Source organism: Streptococcus oriscaviae (assembly GCF_018137985.1).
Taxonomy (GTDB): domain Bacteria; phylum Bacillota; class Bacilli; order Lactobacillales; family Streptococcaceae; genus Streptococcus; species Streptococcus oriscaviae.
This window is the reverse complement of record NZ_CP073084.1, coordinates 996457-1010854: the sequence shown is the minus strand read 5'-3', so window position 1 is coordinate 1010854 and position 14398 is coordinate 996457. Positions and strand designations below refer to the sequence as shown.

General features: G+C 45.9%; 16 protein-coding genes. 12 read left to right on the top strand and 4 right to left on the bottom strand.

Annotated elements, in window-relative coordinates:
- Nucleotides 1-34 precede the first annotated feature (34 nt).
- The 11 genes from INT76_RS05105 (at nucleotide 35) to INT76_RS11025 (ending at nucleotide 9344) form a co-directional block, all read left to right on the top strand.
- Nucleotides 35-259: an acyl carrier protein gene (locus INT76_RS05105; protein WP_212572857.1), complete on the top strand. Its 225-nt coding sequence runs from the start codon at nucleotides 35-37 to the stop codon at nucleotides 257-259.
- 171 nt (nucleotides 260-430) lie between these two features.
- Nucleotides 431-1396, top strand: a complete 966-nt coding sequence (gene fabK, locus INT76_RS05100) for an enoyl-[acyl-carrier-protein] reductase FabK (RefSeq protein ID WP_212572855.1) — start codon at nucleotides 431-433, stop codon at nucleotides 1394-1396.
- A 1-nt stretch (nucleotide 1397) separates the two neighbouring features.
- Complete coding sequence (gene fabD / locus INT76_RS05095) at nucleotides 1398-2321, top strand: ACP S-malonyltransferase (RefSeq protein WP_212572853.1); 924 nt, start codon at nucleotides 1398-1400, stop codon at nucleotides 2319-2321.
- Between the two features lie 9 nt (nucleotides 2322-2330).
- Nucleotides 2331-3062 (top strand): 3-oxoacyl-[acyl-carrier-protein] reductase, encoded by a 732-nt coding sequence (gene fabG / locus INT76_RS05090; RefSeq protein WP_212572851.1) that lies wholly within the window; start codon nucleotides 2331-2333, stop codon nucleotides 3060-3062.
- A 35-nt stretch (nucleotides 3063-3097) separates the two neighbouring features.
- A complete protein-coding gene (gene fabF, locus INT76_RS05085; protein WP_212572849.1) occupies nucleotides 3098-4333 on the top strand; it encodes a beta-ketoacyl-ACP synthase II in 1236 nt (411 codons plus the stop codon).
- The gene (gene accB, locus INT76_RS05080) at nucleotides 4334-4813 is read left to right on the top strand and encodes an acetyl-CoA carboxylase biotin carboxyl carrier protein (protein ID WP_212572847.1); all 480 of its coding nucleotides are present in this window, start codon (nucleotides 4334-4336) and stop codon (nucleotides 4811-4813) included. It begins immediately after the preceding gene.
- Nucleotides 4810-5232, top strand: a complete 423-nt coding sequence (gene fabZ, locus INT76_RS05075) for a 3-hydroxyacyl-ACP dehydratase FabZ (RefSeq protein WP_212572845.1) — start codon at nucleotides 4810-4812, stop codon at nucleotides 5230-5232. Before accB ends, fabZ begins: the two co-directional genes overlap by 4 nt.
- Nucleotides 5233-5375: 143 nt before the next feature.
- Nucleotides 5376-6749 (top strand): acetyl-CoA carboxylase biotin carboxylase subunit, encoded by a 1374-nt coding sequence (locus tag INT76_RS05070; RefSeq protein WP_212572843.1) that lies wholly within the window; start codon nucleotides 5376-5378, stop codon nucleotides 6747-6749.
- Between the two features lie 54 nt (nucleotides 6750-6803).
- A complete protein-coding gene (accD, locus tag INT76_RS05065) occupies nucleotides 6804-7667 on the top strand; it encodes an acetyl-CoA carboxylase, carboxyltransferase subunit beta (protein WP_212572841.1) in 864 nt (287 codons plus the stop codon).
- Complete coding sequence (locus tag INT76_RS05060) at nucleotides 7664-8434, top strand: acetyl-CoA carboxylase carboxyl transferase subunit alpha (protein WP_212572839.1); 771 nt, start codon at nucleotides 7664-7666, stop codon at nucleotides 8432-8434. Before accD ends, INT76_RS05060 begins: the two co-directional genes overlap by 4 nt.
- Nucleotides 8435-8660: 226 nt before the next feature.
- Nucleotides 8661-9344: a CPBP family intramembrane glutamic endopeptidase gene (locus INT76_RS11025; RefSeq protein ID WP_249116188.1), complete on the top strand. Its 684-nt coding sequence runs from the start codon at nucleotides 8661-8663 to the stop codon at nucleotides 9342-9344.
- 209 nt (nucleotides 9345-9553) lie between these two features.
- On the opposite strand, the gene serS is transcribed toward INT76_RS11025, so the two are convergent.
- A complete protein-coding gene (serS, locus tag INT76_RS05050) occupies nucleotides 9554-10831 on the bottom strand; it encodes a serine--tRNA ligase (protein WP_212572837.1) in 1278 nt (425 codons plus the stop codon).
- A gap of 522 nt (nucleotides 10832-11353) precedes the next feature.
- Between serS and INT76_RS05045 the strand changes: the two genes are divergently transcribed.
- Complete coding sequence (locus INT76_RS05045) at nucleotides 11354-11806, top strand: GNAT family N-acetyltransferase (protein WP_212572835.1); 453 nt, start codon at nucleotides 11354-11356, stop codon at nucleotides 11804-11806.
- 353 nt (nucleotides 11807-12159) lie between these two features.
- Here INT76_RS05045 and INT76_RS05040 read toward each other — a convergent pair whose 3' ends face one another.
- From INT76_RS05040 to INT76_RS05030, 3 genes are all read right to left on the bottom strand, one after another.
- Nucleotides 12160-12525 (bottom strand): DUF956 family protein, encoded by a 366-nt coding sequence (locus tag INT76_RS05040; RefSeq protein ID WP_212572834.1) that lies wholly within the window; start codon nucleotides 12523-12525, stop codon nucleotides 12160-12162.
- Between the two features lie 109 nt (nucleotides 12526-12634).
- On the bottom strand, nucleotides 12635-13546 hold the full coding sequence (locus tag INT76_RS05035; RefSeq protein WP_212572832.1) for a PTS system mannose/fructose/sorbose family transporter subunit IID: 912 nt from the start codon (nucleotides 13544-13546) through the stop codon (nucleotides 12635-12637).
- A 21-nt stretch (nucleotides 13547-13567) separates the two neighbouring features.
- Nucleotides 13568-14374, bottom strand: coding sequence for a PTS mannose/fructose/sorbose transporter subunit IIC (locus tag INT76_RS05030; RefSeq protein ID WP_212572830.1), 807 nt, complete (start codon nucleotides 14372-14374; stop codon nucleotides 13568-13570).
- Between the last annotated feature and the right edge of the window lie 24 nt (nucleotides 14375-14398).

The window sequence follows — 14398 nt, the reverse complement described above, 5'->3', positions numbered from 1 at the left end:
TAAAAAATTTTTTATCCAAAAGGAGAATACAATCATGGCAGTATTTGAGAAAGTACAAGCAATCATCGTTGAAGAACTTGGTAAGGACGCTGAAGAAGTGCAACTTACAACCACCTTTGAAGATTTGGATGCAGATTCATTGGATCTTTTCCAAGTAATCTCAGAAATCGAAGATGAGTTCGATATTCAAATTGATTCAGAAGAAGGCTTGTCAACAGTTGGTGACTTGGTTGCCTATGTAGAAGCGCAAACAAAATAAGTTACAAGATGAAGGAAATGCTGGTTCAGCATTTTTCTTCATTGCAATAGTTTGAAACTCAAAACATTGATATATCAAACTATTGCAAGGGAGTGCCCTTGGCGCTCCTTGTTTAGGTAATCGTTTGAGGGTCAAATGATTACTTAAGCAATTATAGAAAAAGAGGATTCTATGCAAACAAAAATTACAGAGCTATTAAATATTAAATACCCAATCTTTCAAGGCGGCATGGCCTGGGTTGCGGACGGTGACCTGGCTGGTGCGGTGTCAAATGCTGGCGGTCTAGGTATTATTGGTGGAGGAAATGCTCCAAAAGAAGTGGTTAAGGCTAATATTGATAAGGTAAAAGCCATCACAGACAAGCCTTTCGGAGTGAACATCATGCTTTTGTCACCATTTGCAGATGACATTGTTGATTTGGTCATTGAAGAAGGTGTCAAGGTTGTTACCACTGGTGCAGGTAACCCTGGTAAGTACATGGAGCGTCTTCATGCGGCTGGAATTACCGTTATTCCTGTTGTTCCAAGCGTTGCCCTTGCCAAGCGCATGGAAAAACTTGGTGTGGACGCAGTGATTGCAGAAGGCATGGAAGCTGGCGGTCACATCGGTAAGTTGACCACGATGACCTTGGTACGCCAAGTCGTAGAAGCTGTATCTATTCCTGTTATTGCTGCAGGTGGTATTGCAGATGGCCATGGTGCTGCTGCTGGCTTTATGCTGGGGGCTGAGGCTGTTCAGGTTGGAACGCGCTTTGTGGTAGCTAAGGAATCCAATGCCCACCAAAATTTCAAGGATAAGATTCTCAAGGCTAAAGACATTGATACGACTGTATCTGCTTCTATCGTAGGTCACCCTGTCCGTGCTTTGAAGAACAAGCTTTCCACAGCTTATGCTGGTGCAGAAAAAGATTTCTTGCGCGGTCTTAAGAGTGAGAAGGATATTGAAGAATTGGGAGCAGGTGCCCTTCGCAATGCTGTAGTAGATGGCGATGTGGACAATGGTTCTGTCATGGCTGGTCAGATTGCCGGCTTGGTCAGCAAGGAAGAAACCTGTGAAGAGATTTTGAAGGATATTTACTATGGAGCTGCAAAAGTGATTCAAGAACAGGCAGCTCGTTGGGCAAACATCGGAGAATAAAATGACAAAAACAGCATTTTTGTTTGCAGGTCAGGGAGCCCAGAAATTGGGCATGGCTCGTGACCTCTACGACCAGTTTCCAGTTGTCAAAGAAACCTTTGATACAGCCAGTCAAATTTTAGGCTATGATTTGCGTGAATTGATTGATCAGGATGAAGCCAAACTCAACCAGACACGCTATACCCAGCCAGCCATTCTAACCACCTCAGTTGCCATTTACCGCCTGCTGACGGAAAAAGGAGTCAAGGCTGATATGGTAGCAGGGCTCTCCCTAGGCGAGTATTCGGCCTTGGTAGCTTCTGGAGCGCTTGCTTTTGAGGATGCTGTAGCCCTGATTGCTAAGCGGGGTGAATTTATGGAAACTGCCGCACCAGCAGGAGTTGGAAAGATGGTGGCTGTTATGAATGCAGATGTGCAGCTGATTGAAGACATCTGTAAAGAAGCTTCCCAACATGGTCTGGTTTCACCAGCCAATTACAACACACCTGCTCAAATTGTTATCGGTGGTGAGGTGGCAGCGGTTGATGCTGCTGTTGAGGGCCTGCAGGCAGCAGGAGTGAAGCGGCTGATTCCTCTCAATGTATCAGGCCCCTTCCATACTGCCTTGTTAAAACCTGCTTCAGATAAGTTGGCACAGGCTCTGGAAACAGTTGAATTTGCTGATTTTGCTCTTCCTTTGGTGGGCAACACTCAGGCAGAGGTGATGAAAAAAGAGGAGATTAAGTCACTCTTGACCCGTCAAGTTATGGAGCCGGTTCGCTTCTATGAGTCGATTGAGGTCATGAAAGAGGCTGGAGTGACAAACTTTATTGAAATCGGTCCTGGCAAGGTCTTGTCTGGTTTTGTGAAAAAGATTGATAAAACTGCGACAATGGCTGGCGTTGAGGATCTTGCAAGTTTAGAAAACCTGCTCGAAGTACAGTAAGGAGTCAAGATGGAACTGAAAAATAAAAATGTGTTTGTAACAGGTTCAAGCCGAGGCATTGGTTTGGCGATTGCTCATAAATTTGCAAGTTTGGGAGCGAACGTTGTCCTCAATGGCCGCGGTCAAATCGGTGAAGAAACCCTAGCAAGTTTTTCTGATTATGGTGTCAAAGTTCTTGCTATCTCTGGAGATATTTCCAATCAAGCAGATGCTAAGCGGATGGTTGCTGAAGCGACTGAAGCCTTGGGAAGCGTAGATGTCTTGGTGAACAATGCTGGCGTGACCAAGGACGGCATGGCTATGAAAATGTCTGAGGAAGATTTTGAGGCTGTCTTGAAAATCAACCTGACAGGAACCTTCAATATGACCCAGGCTGTTTTGAAACCAATGACCAAGGCGCGTGAGGGAGCGATTATCAACCTTTCAAGTGTTGTTGGTTTGATAGGAAATGCCGGTCAGGCAAACTATGCAGCATCCAAGGCAGGCGTTATTGGATTTAGTAAATCCATTGCCCGCGAGGTTGCAGGTCGCAATGTCCGTGTCAATGTCATCGCCCCTGGATTTATCCAATCAGATATGACAGATGTTCTTTCGGACAAGATTAAAGAAGCGATGATGGGACAAATCCCAATGAAACGCTTTGGTTTGACAGAAGAAGTAGCAGATGTTGCAGTATTTCTTGCCCAGCAGGAATATGTAACAGGACAAGTGATTGCCATTGATGGCGGTCTGTCAATGTAAAACGGTTTTTCTAAGCAAGGTAAAGGAGCAAAGCAATGACAAAACTTAATCGTGTAGTGGTTACAGGCTACGGTCTGACTTCCCCAATCGGGCACACTCCGGAGGAATTCTGGAACAGCTTGAAGACAGGACAAATTGGAATCGGAAAGATTACCAAGTTTGACACCAGTGCCTATACTGTTCACAATGCGGCTGAATTGAAAGATTTTCCTTTTGACAAGTATTTTGTTAAGAAAGATACCAACCGCTATGATAACTACTCTCTCTATGCTCTCTACGCTGCGCAAGAGGCAGTTGCGAATGCTCAGTTGAACACAGAAGCGGTAGACAGCGATCGATTTGGTGTTATCCTATCGACAGGTATCGGTGGTATTTTGGAAATCGAAGAGCAGGTTGCTCGTATGAATGAAAAAGGGCCAAAACGCATTCGTCCGATGGCTCTTCCAAAAGCTTTGCCAAATATGGCAGCCGGGAATATCGCTATGCAGGTAGGGGCAAATGGTGTATGTAAATGTGTTATTACAGCCTGTGCTTCATCAAATGACGCTCTAGGAGAAGCCTTCCGTGAAATCAAGTTTGGTTTCCAAGATGTTGTCTTGGCAGGTGGATCAGAAGCAGCGATTACTCCGTTTGCAATCGGTGGCTTCCAAGCCCTAACAGCTATGTCTACAACAGAAGACCCAACTCGTGCTTCCATCCCATTTGACAAGGATCGCAATGGTTTTGTCATGGGTGAGGGCGCAGCAGTCTTGGTACTAGAGAGCTTGGAGCATGCGGAGGCGCGCGGTGCAACCATTCTGGCAGAAATTGTTGGCTATGGAAATACTTGTGACGCCCACCATATGACTTCGCCACATCCAGAAGGTCTGGGTGCTATCAAGGCAATGAAACTGGCTATCTCAGAAGCAGGCCTTGAACCAGCAGATATTGACTACATCAATGCACACGGAACATCCACTCCAGCAAATGAGAAGGGTGAAAGCCAGGCCATTGTTTCAGTCTTTGGCAAGCATACCCCTGTATCTTCTACGAAATCCTTTACTGGTCACTTGCTGGGTGCCGCAGGCGCCATTGAAGCGGTTGCCGTGATTGAGGCGATGAAACATTCGCACGCTCCTATGACTGCAGGTACGACAGAAGTATCTGATTACATCGAAGCAGATGTTATCTTTGGCCAAGGTCGTGATATGGAAATCCGTCATGCGATTTCAAACACCTTTGGATTCGGAGGACATAACTCTGTTATCGCCTTTAAACGTTGGGAGGCCTAAGTGAATATTACAGAAATAAAAGACCTGATGGGTCAGTTTGACCAGTCCAGTCTGCGTGAGTTTTCCTATACCAATGGCAGTGAGCAACTGCACTTCAGCAAAAATGAAGCAGTTGCAGTGCCAGCTCCCGTAGAGCTTGCTCCGACTGTTTCTTCCTTACCAGCAGCACCAAGTGCTACTTCTAGTCCTAATCCAGAACCTGCCTCAGAAGCGCCTGTTGTATCTGCACCTGTTGTGGAGGCAGAGGGTGAAGTGGTTGAAAGTCCTCTGGTAGGGGTTGCCTACCTCTCACCTGCACCGGACAGACCAGCCTTTGTGTCTGTGGGTGACAGTGTCAAAAAGGGACAAACCTTGATGATTATCGAAGCGATGAAGGTGATGAATGAAGTACCTGCGCCGCGTGATGGTGTTGTTACCGAGGTTTTGGTTGCTAATGAAGCGGTTATCGAATTTGGACAAGGATTGGTACGCATCAAATGATTGATATTGTAAAGATTAAAGAGGCTTTGCCTCACCGTTATCCCATGCTCTTGGTAGATCGGGTTTTGGAAGTTTCCGAAGACCAAATTGTAGCTATTAAGAATGTGACAATCAACGAACCGTTTTTCAATGGACATTTTCCAGAATACCCCGTGATGCCTGGCGTGCTGATTATGGAGGCGCTGGCTCAAACAGCGGGAGTACTCGAGCTGTCTAAGGAAGAAAACAAGGGCAAGTTGGTTTTCTATGCTGGAATGGACAAGGTTAAGTTTAAAAAACAAGTGGTTCCAGGAGATCAACTGGTGATGACAGCTACATTTGTCAAGCGCCGTGGGACCATCGCCGTAGTTGAAGCCAAGGCAGAGGTAGATGGCAAATTGGCTGCATCAGGTACCTTGACCTTTGCGATTGGTAGCTAGTTGTAGAATTTACTTGATGAGAGGGGCGTTGACTCCAAGTCTTCGTCCCCTTGTTTCTATTCCTATCAACTTTTTGACAGTTGTGACATTGAACACGTTCTAGGAAACTAGGAGTATTGTCAAGAAAAGGAGACGATTGAAGAGTGTTTAATAAGATTTTAATTGCGAATCGTGGTGAAATTGCGGTGCGGATTATCCGTGCGGCTCGTGAACTGGGAATTGCGACAGTAGCCGTTTATTCGGAAGCAGACAAGGACGCCCTCCACACCATGTTGGCAGATGAGGCCATCTGTATCGGTCCAGCTCGTTCGACAGATTCCTATCTCAATATGAATGCCGTCATTTCAGCTGCCGTTGTAACAGAGGCACAGGCTATTCACCCGGGTTTTGGCTTCTTGAGTGAAAACTCCAAATTTGCGACTCTCTGTGAAGAAGTTGGGATTAAATTTATCGGCCCTTCTGGCAGTGTCATGGACACTATGGGAGATAAAATCAATGCCCGTGCAGAAATGATTAAGGCTCAAGTTCCAGTTATTCCAGGCTCAGATGGCGAGGTCTATACGGCAGAAGAGGCACTGGAAATTGCAGAGAAGATTGGTTATCCGGTTATGCTTAAGGCTTCTGCCGGCGGAGGCGGTAAAGGTATCCGTAAGGTAGAGAGCCAAGCAGATCTGGTTGCAGCCTTTGAATCAGCTTCAAGCGAGGCCAAGGCTGCTTTTGGCAACGGGGCCATGTATATAGAACGTGTGGTCTACCCAGCCCGCCATATTGAGGTGCAGATTTTGGCTGACCAACATGGACACGTTATCCATCTTGGAGAGCGGGATTGTTCTTTGCAGCGCAACAACCAAAAAGTCTTAGAAGAAGCGCCATCGATTGCTATTGGTCACACCCTGCGCAGGGAGATTGGTCAGGCAGCGGTTCGAGCTGCTCAGTCGGTTGGCTATGAAAATGCGGGAACGATAGAATTTCTTCTGGATGAAGCCAAGGGCGAGTTTTACTTTATGGAAATGAACACCCGTGTGCAGGTGGAACACCCAGTTACAGAGTTTGTAACAGGCGTGGACATTGTTAAGGAGCAAATCAAGATTGCTGCAGGTGAAGAATTAAGTGTGAGCCAGGATGAGGTTGTCATCAGAGGGCATGCGATTGAGTGTCGGATCAATGCTGAGAATCCAGCCTTCAATTTTGCGCCGAGCCCAGGTAAAATTACCAATCTCTATTTACCAAGCGGCGGTGTCGGTTTGCGAGTTGACTCGGCTGTTTATCCGGGCTACACCATTCCGCCTTATTATGATTCGATGATTGCCAAGGTTATTGTCCATGGAGAGAATCGTTTTGAGGCCTTGATGAAGATGCAGCGCGCTCTATTTGAATTGGAAATTGAAGGAGTAGTGACCAATACTGACTTCCAGTTGGATTTGATAGCGGACAAGCGTGTGGTAGCTGGTGATTATGACACTGCTTACCTCATGGAAGAGTTCTTGCCACAGTATACCCAATCTCTGGAATCCTAGGAATAGGGTGGGTTCCACTCAGAAATATGACAGATGTAAATAGGAGAATATTGCATGGCTTTGTTTAGAAAAAAGGATAAGTATATCCGTATCAATCCGAATCGATCGGCCCACCAAACACCTCAAACAAAGCCTGAGGTGCCAGATGAGTTGTTTTCCAAGTGTCCTTCTTGTAAGAGGATGGTTTACCAAAAGGATTTGGGCTTGGAAAAGACCTGTCATTTTTGCTCGTACAATTTTCGGATAACAGCACAGGAACGCTTGGCCTTGACGGTCGATGAAGGTTCCTTTAAAGAAATGTTTACCGGCATTGAAACCAAAAATCCTTTGGATTTCCCCAATTATATGGAGAAGCTGGCTGAAATGCGGGCTAAAACGGGCTTGGACGAAGCTGTGATGACTGGAACGGCCTTGATAGAAGGGCAAGAAGTTGCACTTGGGATCATGGATTCTCATTTCATTATGGCGAGTATGGGAACAGTCGTAGGAGAAAAAATCACCCGACTTTTTGAGTATGCGAAGCAACACGGTTTGCCAGTCGTCTTATTTACAGCCTCTGGTGGCGCACGGATGCAAGAAGGAATCATGAGCTTGATGCAGATGGCTAAGGTATCCGCGGCGGTGAAACAACATTCCAATGCAGGACTGTTTTACCTGACCATTCTAACGGATCCTACAACAGGTGGTGTTACTGCAAGTTTTGCCATGGAAGGTGATATTATTTTGGCAGAACCACAAACGCTAGTCGGTTTTGCAGGACGGCGTGTGATTGAAACGACAGTTCGTGAAACCCTGCCAGATGATTTTCAGAAGGCTGAATTCCTGCAGGAGCATGGTTTTGTAGATGCTATCGTGAAACGGCAGGATTTGCGCCAAACGATTAGTAAGTTGGTTCGATTGCATGGAGGTGTAAGATGAGTGAAGTTAGTTCAATTATTCGTCAGGCGCGTGATCAGGCACGTCTGACGACTCTGGATTACGCAGGACTCATCTTAGATGAGTTTATGGAACTGCATGGGGACCGTTCCTTCCGTGACGACGGAGCTATTGTTGGCGGTGTCGGCTTTTTAGCAGGTCAGCCAGTTACCTTGGTGGGGATCCAAAAGGGAAAAAATCTGCAGGATAATTTGAAACGCAATTTTGGTCAACCTAATCCTGAGGGATACCGCAAGGCCTTGCGTCTGATGAAGCAGGCTGAAAAGTTTGGTCGCCCAGTCATCACCATTATCAATACGGCAGGAGCCTATCCAGGTGTTGGTGCTGAAGAGCGGGGGCAAGGAGAAGCGATTGCCCGTAACCTGATGGAGATGAGCGACCTTAAGGTGCCAATTATCGCGATTATTGTTGGTGAAGGCGGTTCAGGTGGAGCCTTGGCCCTTGCGGTTGCAGACCGCGTTTGGATGCTGGAAAACTCCATGTATGCCGTTCTCAGTCCAGAAGGTTTTGCGTCCATTCTATGGAAGGACGGAAGCCGGGCCATGGAGGCGGCCGAGTTGATGAAAATCACATCGTACGAACTGCTCAAGTTGGACGTTGTGGACAAGGTTATTGCTGAGCATGGCCATTTCGCCAAAGAAGTAGCCCAGATTCTCAAGGAAGAACTGATTGCAGAATTTGCAAAACTCCAAGCCTTGCCACTGGAAGAATTATTGGCTCAGCGTTATGCTCGTTTTAGAAAGTACTGATGCTTCAGTACTTTTTTAGTTTCACTCATCAGTCGGAAAAGATAAAAATCGGTCTTAAGGCGGATGAAAAATAGTAGTGGGAAGGGTATACTATCATTAATCCTAAATATTTTTCATAATCTCCTTAAAAACACCAGTCGCCAAGCTGGTGTTTTTTTGTGGGTTGACAATCTATCTTTTGTAATGTATAATTGTATTATAAAAATAATACAAATTGGAGATGTGAATGCTGACAGAAAAAATGAAACAAGTCTGGGAAAAGTTATGGATTTTATTGCGAGCCTTTGGTTTACTCATCATTTGCTATTTGCCAGCCATTCTATTAAGTAGTTTTAAGAGCTTGGGGCTAATTGAATTTCAGCAGTTGGTCTTTTTAGCCATTGGTGTTCTGGTAGCACTAACCACTTGGTTTTTCTGGTGGCGGGCAGAGAAGAATGGCTTGCAAATATGGGATTCTCAGTTTTTTAGTTGGAGAGGTTTGGGGATTGTTCTTCTTGGATATACGGTCATGTTTTGCTGCGATTCATTAGCGCTGTATTTGATGAATGTGCAGGGAGTTGATACAACTGCAAATCAGAAAGAGATCGTTCAACTGTTTGCGGGCCTTCCTTTCTGGCTGGCCTTTCTGCTTACAACGCCTTTACCAGCTCTGGCAGAGGAAGTAGTCTTTCGAGGCTATCTTTACAAGAAGTTATTTGGGGAATATCGCCTAGTTGGATTGCTGTTAACTAGTTTTCTCTTTGGCCTCCTGCATGGGCCAACTGATTGGCTGTCTTGGTTTATCTATTCGAGCAGTGGTTTTGTTTTGGGTTATGTCTATTACCGGACTGATTACTTGGTTTATCCTCTTGCTATTCATTTGATGAACAATGGCATTGCAACGATTGTACACTATTTCTTTACGAAATGATAATATGCTTGGTTTAAAGAAAGCCTGTTTGCATGATTTTGTCAATGATTGATGCAAGTTGCCTTGTGTTTCATGCTAAAATTAGCTGGAGAGTATGATTTTGTTGTTCCTTATGTGGCAGGCGGCGATTATGAATAAAAAAGAAGGGGCCGATATTGGTCCCTTCGGATACTTGTTTCAATGAGTTGGGAATCCAGCTCATTTTCTTGTTAATTTGCAGAAATAACTTCTACCCCACCCATATAAGGTCGAAGAACTTCTGGAATGGTCACAGAGCCATCTTCATTTTGATAGTTTTCAAGAATGGCTGCGACAGTGCGGCCCACGGCCAGACCAGAACCGTTGAGGGTATGGGCCAGTTTGACCTTGCCATCTGCTTCGTCACGGTAGCGGATTTGGGCCCGTCGAGCCTGGAAGTCTTCGGTGTTGGAGCAGCTGGAGATTTCGCGGTAGGCATTCTGGGCCGGAATCCAGACTTCTAGGTCATAGGTTTTAGCGGCTGAGAAGCCCATGTCACCTGTACAGAGGGCCAAAACACGGTATGGAAGACCCAGTTTTTGCAGGATATTTTCTGCGTTAGCGGTCATTTTTTCAAGCTCTTCGTAGGACTGCTCTGGTTTGGCAAACTTGACCATTTCTACCTTGTGGAATTGGTGAAGGCGGATGAGGCCTCGGGTATCACGGCCAGCAGAACCAGCTTCAGAACGGAAGGATGGGCTCATGGCTGTAAAGTTGATGGGCAGGTCCTTGCCATCTAGGATTTCATCCCGGTAGTAGTTGGTTAGGGGTACTTCAGCTGTTGGGATGAGGACGAAGTTAGTGTCTGCCAGCTCAAAAGTGTCTTCTTTGAATTTTGGATATTGGCCAGTGCCAAACATGGAATCATGGTTGACGATATAGGGAGGAATGACCTCTTGGTAGCCTTCTGCCAAGTGCTCATCCAACATGAAATTATAGAGGGCCCGCTCTAGTCTAGCACCCAAGTTTTTGTAGAAGAGGAAACGGGCTCCGGTGACCTTGGCACCCCGCTCCCAGTCCAGAATCTTCAAGTCTTCTCCTAGGTCCCAGTGGGCTTTTGGCTCAAAGTCAAAGGCTCGAGGGGTCCCCCAACGGCGAACTTCCACATTGTCTTTTTCGTCTGCGCCGATTGGGACAGAATCGTGGGGCGTATTGGGCAGGACGGTGATGATGGCAGTAAGCTGGTCATCAATCTCTGCCAATTCTGCATCGAGGGCCTTGATATCTGCAGAGAGAGCCTGCATGGCTGCAATCTTGTCGTCCGCATTTTCCTTGTTGCGTTTGGCTTGGGCAATTTCAGCGGAAACGGTATTGCGCTTGGCTTTGAGTTCTTCAACGGTGACTAGGATTTGGCGGCGTTTTTGGTCTAAGTCCTTGATTTGATTTAAGGTCTGGGCAGCCACACCGCGGTGGGCTAATTTGGCTGCAACAGTGTCAAAGTCTGCGCGAATTCGTTTAATATCTAGCATAGAAGCCTCCTTTGGAATAAAAAAACACAGAATGAGAGATGCTGGAGCGATGAGTACCGCGGTTCCATCCAGCTTCACATTCTGTGCACTTGATTGTATTTTGATATGTTAACAACGGTAGAATTTCACATCTTTTTCCTATCTGCTCACAGCGACCGCAGACTTTCTGAAAGGAGCCAGAGGCTACTTATCCGCTACAACCATTATACCTAAAAATGACAAGAATGTAAAATGAATGTTAAGATTTTATAATCGGTGTTCTTTGTGCATTGTCCGATCTACAATGGTTGCACGTAAAAAAAGAAGAAAAGACATGTTTTCGGCACTGCACCCCACTAATGTGATGTCATTTCTGACAATATTTGGTATACTATCTTTGTTATACTATCTTTGTTGAAGTCTCTCCTCTTTCGGAAACAGAAGGGAGACAGCGGTTAAAAGACTGAACAAATAGCTGGATAGAAAACAGGTTGTCAGAATGGTTACGATAAAATTAGGCTGCGTAAGTGATGAGGTGTCAAAATGAACATACACTATAAAAAGCTGACAGAAAATGAGTTGGATATATTTATTGAAATGCGTGTCCTACAACTCCGAGAGGAAGGTGCAAAGGAAGATATTGACCTTGTTCCTGCTCTGAAGGATTATTACAATCGCCATATGGCTAATGGAACTTTCGTTTCTTGGCTGGCCTTGGAAAACGATAAAATCATCGGTACAAGTGGGATGTCTTTTGTTGAGAAACCTCCCTACTTTGGCTGTCCAAATGGACGAGTTGGCCTCTTGTCAAGTATGTATACGGAGCCCAGCTATCGTCGCAAGGGGATTGCAAAAGAGCTACTTACAAGAGTGATTAATGAAGCAAGGCTGTACGGTTGCGGCACAGTGCAGATTACGGCATCGGACAAGGGAAGGCTCTTGTACACGGATTTTGGGTTTGTGAAACACGAGAACTTTATGCACTATAAGTTGTAAAATACTTGAAACATTTGTTGCTGTGTTTTCATACGATTTATTCCGCTTGATATGGGCTTGGTTGCCAAGGGCATCCTGTCTCAGACCAGGTTTTTTAGGTGTTCGAGTGGAAAATGATCATCATTTTCGTATAGACTCCGTGAAAGACCTGCCTTGGTTGAATCATTACCTGTATTATCAAAATAAGAGGCTGGACAAAATGTCCAGCCTCCTTTTTCTGAGTTTGTGCGAACCCTTGACGCAGTGGGTGAGAGGCAAATTTGTTTCTGTTCTGCCCCACTCATCAAATCAAGGGAATAGAGTCTGATGGTGCGATTTGAAGTGTATGAGTTGCTAATAGCCCCTGCTCAACTTTATTTTTTTCTCTTTAGTTTCCCTAAGATAATCTGAACCAGAGTAGGCAGGCGGACAATTTTTTCGTTGCCGAGATGCTCACGGGCCACCTTTAAAATTTTGCCCGAGTCTTTGGAGGCAAAGAGAAATTTTCCGCTGTCAGTGTAGACTTCGAAATGGCGGCTGATTTTTCTGCCAGACACATTGGCACCAATTTTATCGATGTGGTCCCAGGGGATTTGAACGTAGTTTTCCACGTTGTTGTCCGCGTAGAATTCAAGAGCGACATCTCCTAGCAAGAATTTGCCAACAGAGCTGCCTGCCAGATTGAGATAGGAAACGCCAGTGGTTGAGAGTTCAACCGTATGGTTTAATGATTGTGCCATAAGGATAAGGACCTCTTTCGTGTGTAATGCTCAGCCATTTGAATTGGAAGAACAGCCGATTCAAACGACTCTATTATACCATAAAACCCCACCGAAGTGGGGTCTTTAATTACATGATACCAACGACACGAGCGAGGATACCGAGGGCGAACAAACCAACGATGATGGTGATTGGAGAAACTTTTTTCTTGAGCAACCACATGCAGAGGAAGGTCAGAAGCAAGCTCATGAAGCCTGGAATCAGACCATCTAAGTTTTGTTGGAAGGTTGTTACCTTGGTTGGGGTTTGAGATAAGCCTTGTCCAACCAATTCAAAGGCTTTTTGAATCCCTTCGTAGCCTTCAGGCAGTTGATCCCATTGAATGTAGGCACCTTCAGCCAATGGAACTTCTGAGACGTCGAAGTTGAAGCCAATGGATACCCAACGCTGAGCGAGGACCGCTAGGATGAACATACCGAGGATAGAAGCACCTTTAGTGATGTCTTGGAGGATACCACCAGACATGTCTTTAGTGATTTCTTTACCAGATTTGTAACCAAACTCTTGTGTATACCAGAGGAAGGCCATACGGATAGCGTTCCAGCCGATGAAGAAGAGGAGTGGGCCGATGATGTTTCCGCCGATAGCAAGAGATGCACCGAGAGCGCCGAGGATAGGACGTACTGTAAACCAGAATACTGGGTCACCGATACCGGCAAGAGGCCCCATCATACCGATTTTCACACCCTGGATTGCTGCGTCATCGATGTCAGCACCGTTTGCGCGCTCTTCTTCAAGGGCAAGGGTTACACCGACGATTGGAGCAGCCACATATGGGTGAGTGTTGAAGAATTCCATGTGGCGCTTAAGAGCTGCAACTTGGTCTTCTTTCTTGGTGTAGAGTTTTTTGATAGCTGGGACAAGGGCATAGCACCAGCCCAAGTTTTGCATACGCTCATAGTTCCAAGATGCTTGAAGGAAGGTTGAACGCCAGCAAACTTTTTTACGATCGCTTAATGAAAGTTGAATTTTTTCTGTCATGATTGTGTTCTTCCTTTCTTCTTAGTAGTCTTCTAAGATATCGCCGATTGGATCATTAGATCCAGCGCCGCCACCGTTTCCACCTTTTTTAGAAAGGTTAAGGTAGATGAAGGCAAGGGCAACACCGATTGCACCGAGGGCGATAAGAGTCAAATCGCTAACTGCTGCAAGTGCAAAACCGATAGCAAAGAATGGCCATACTTCGCGAGTTGCCATCATGTTGATAACCATGGCAAAACCTACGGCAACAACCATACCACCGCCGACAGCCATACCACCTGACAACCAAGCTGGCATTGCTTCAAGAGCAGCTTGTACAGCTTCGGTTGGGATAGCAAGGAGGAGGGCAGCAGGGATTGCGATACGAAGACCTTGAAGAGAAAGAGCAACCAAGTGGTAGCGCTCAAGGGCAGCAAAATCACCTTTTTCAGCAGCAGCATCCGCACCGTGCACAAGGGCAACGGAAGCAGTACGAACAAGCATGGTCAAGAAGAGACCAGCAACTGCAAGAGGAATAGCAAGAGCTTGCGCTACTGAGATAGCTTGAGGAGAGAAGTCGCCACCTTTTACCAAGATGATAGCCGCTGCAACAGAGGCAAGAGCCGCATCCGGAGCAACCGCCGCACCGATGTTTGCCCAACCGAGGGCAACGAGTTGGAGGGTACCTCCAAGCACAACACCAGCAGTGAGGTTACCGGTAACGAGACCAATCAAAGTACAAGCTACGATTGGTTGGTGGAATTGGAATTGGTCAAGGATACCTTCCATACCTGCTAAGAAGGCAACGATGACAACTAAAATAGCAGAAATAATTGAAATATCTGACATGTTGAAATCCTTTCTTTAAATACA

Excerpts from the sequence above, each read along its gene's own strand:
- INT76_RS05105 (WP_212572857.1), top strand. The coding sequence starts at position 35 with ATGGCAGTATTTGAGAAAGTACAAGCAATCATCGTTGAAGAACTTGGT.
- fabK (WP_212572855.1), top strand. The coding sequence starts at position 431 with ATGCAAACAAAAATTACAGAGCTATTAAATATTAAATACCCAATCTTT.
- fabD (WP_212572853.1), top strand. The coding sequence starts at position 1,398 with ATGACAAAAACAGCATTTTTGTTTGCAGGTCAGGGAGCCCAGAAATTG.
- fabG (WP_212572851.1), top strand. The coding sequence starts at position 2,331 with ATGGAACTGAAAAATAAAAATGTGTTTGTAACAGGTTCAAGCCGAGGC.
- fabF (WP_212572849.1), top strand. The coding sequence starts at position 3,098 with ATGACAAAACTTAATCGTGTAGTGGTTACAGGCTACGGTCTGACTTCC.
- fabZ (WP_212572845.1), top strand. The coding sequence starts at position 4,810 with ATGATTGATATTGTAAAGATTAAAGAGGCTTTGCCTCACCGTTATCCC.
- accD (WP_212572841.1), top strand. The coding sequence starts at position 6,804 with ATGGCTTTGTTTAGAAAAAAGGATAAGTATATCCGTATCAATCCGAAT.
- INT76_RS05060 (WP_212572839.1), top strand. The coding sequence starts at position 7,664 with ATGAGTGAAGTTAGTTCAATTATTCGTCAGGCGCGTGATCAGGCACGT.
- INT76_RS11025 (WP_249116188.1), top strand. The coding sequence starts at position 8,661 with ATGCTGACAGAAAAAATGAAACAAGTCTGGGAAAAGTTATGGATTTTA.
- serS (WP_212572837.1), bottom strand. The coding sequence starts at position 10,831 with ATGCTAGATATTAAACGAATTCGCGCAGACTTTGACACTGTTGCAGCC.
- INT76_RS05045 (WP_212572835.1), top strand. The coding sequence starts at position 11,354 with ATGAACATACACTATAAAAAGCTGACAGAAAATGAGTTGGATATATTT.
- INT76_RS05040 (WP_212572834.1), bottom strand. The coding sequence starts at position 12,525 with ATGGCACAATCATTAAACCATACGGTTGAACTCTCAACCACTGGCGTT.
- INT76_RS05035 (WP_212572832.1), bottom strand. The coding sequence starts at position 13,546 with ATGACAGAAAAAATTCAACTTTCATTAAGCGATCGTAAAAAAGTTTGC.
- INT76_RS05030 (WP_212572830.1), bottom strand. The coding sequence starts at position 14,374 with ATGTCAGATATTTCAATTATTTCTGCTATTTTAGTTGTCATCGTTGCC.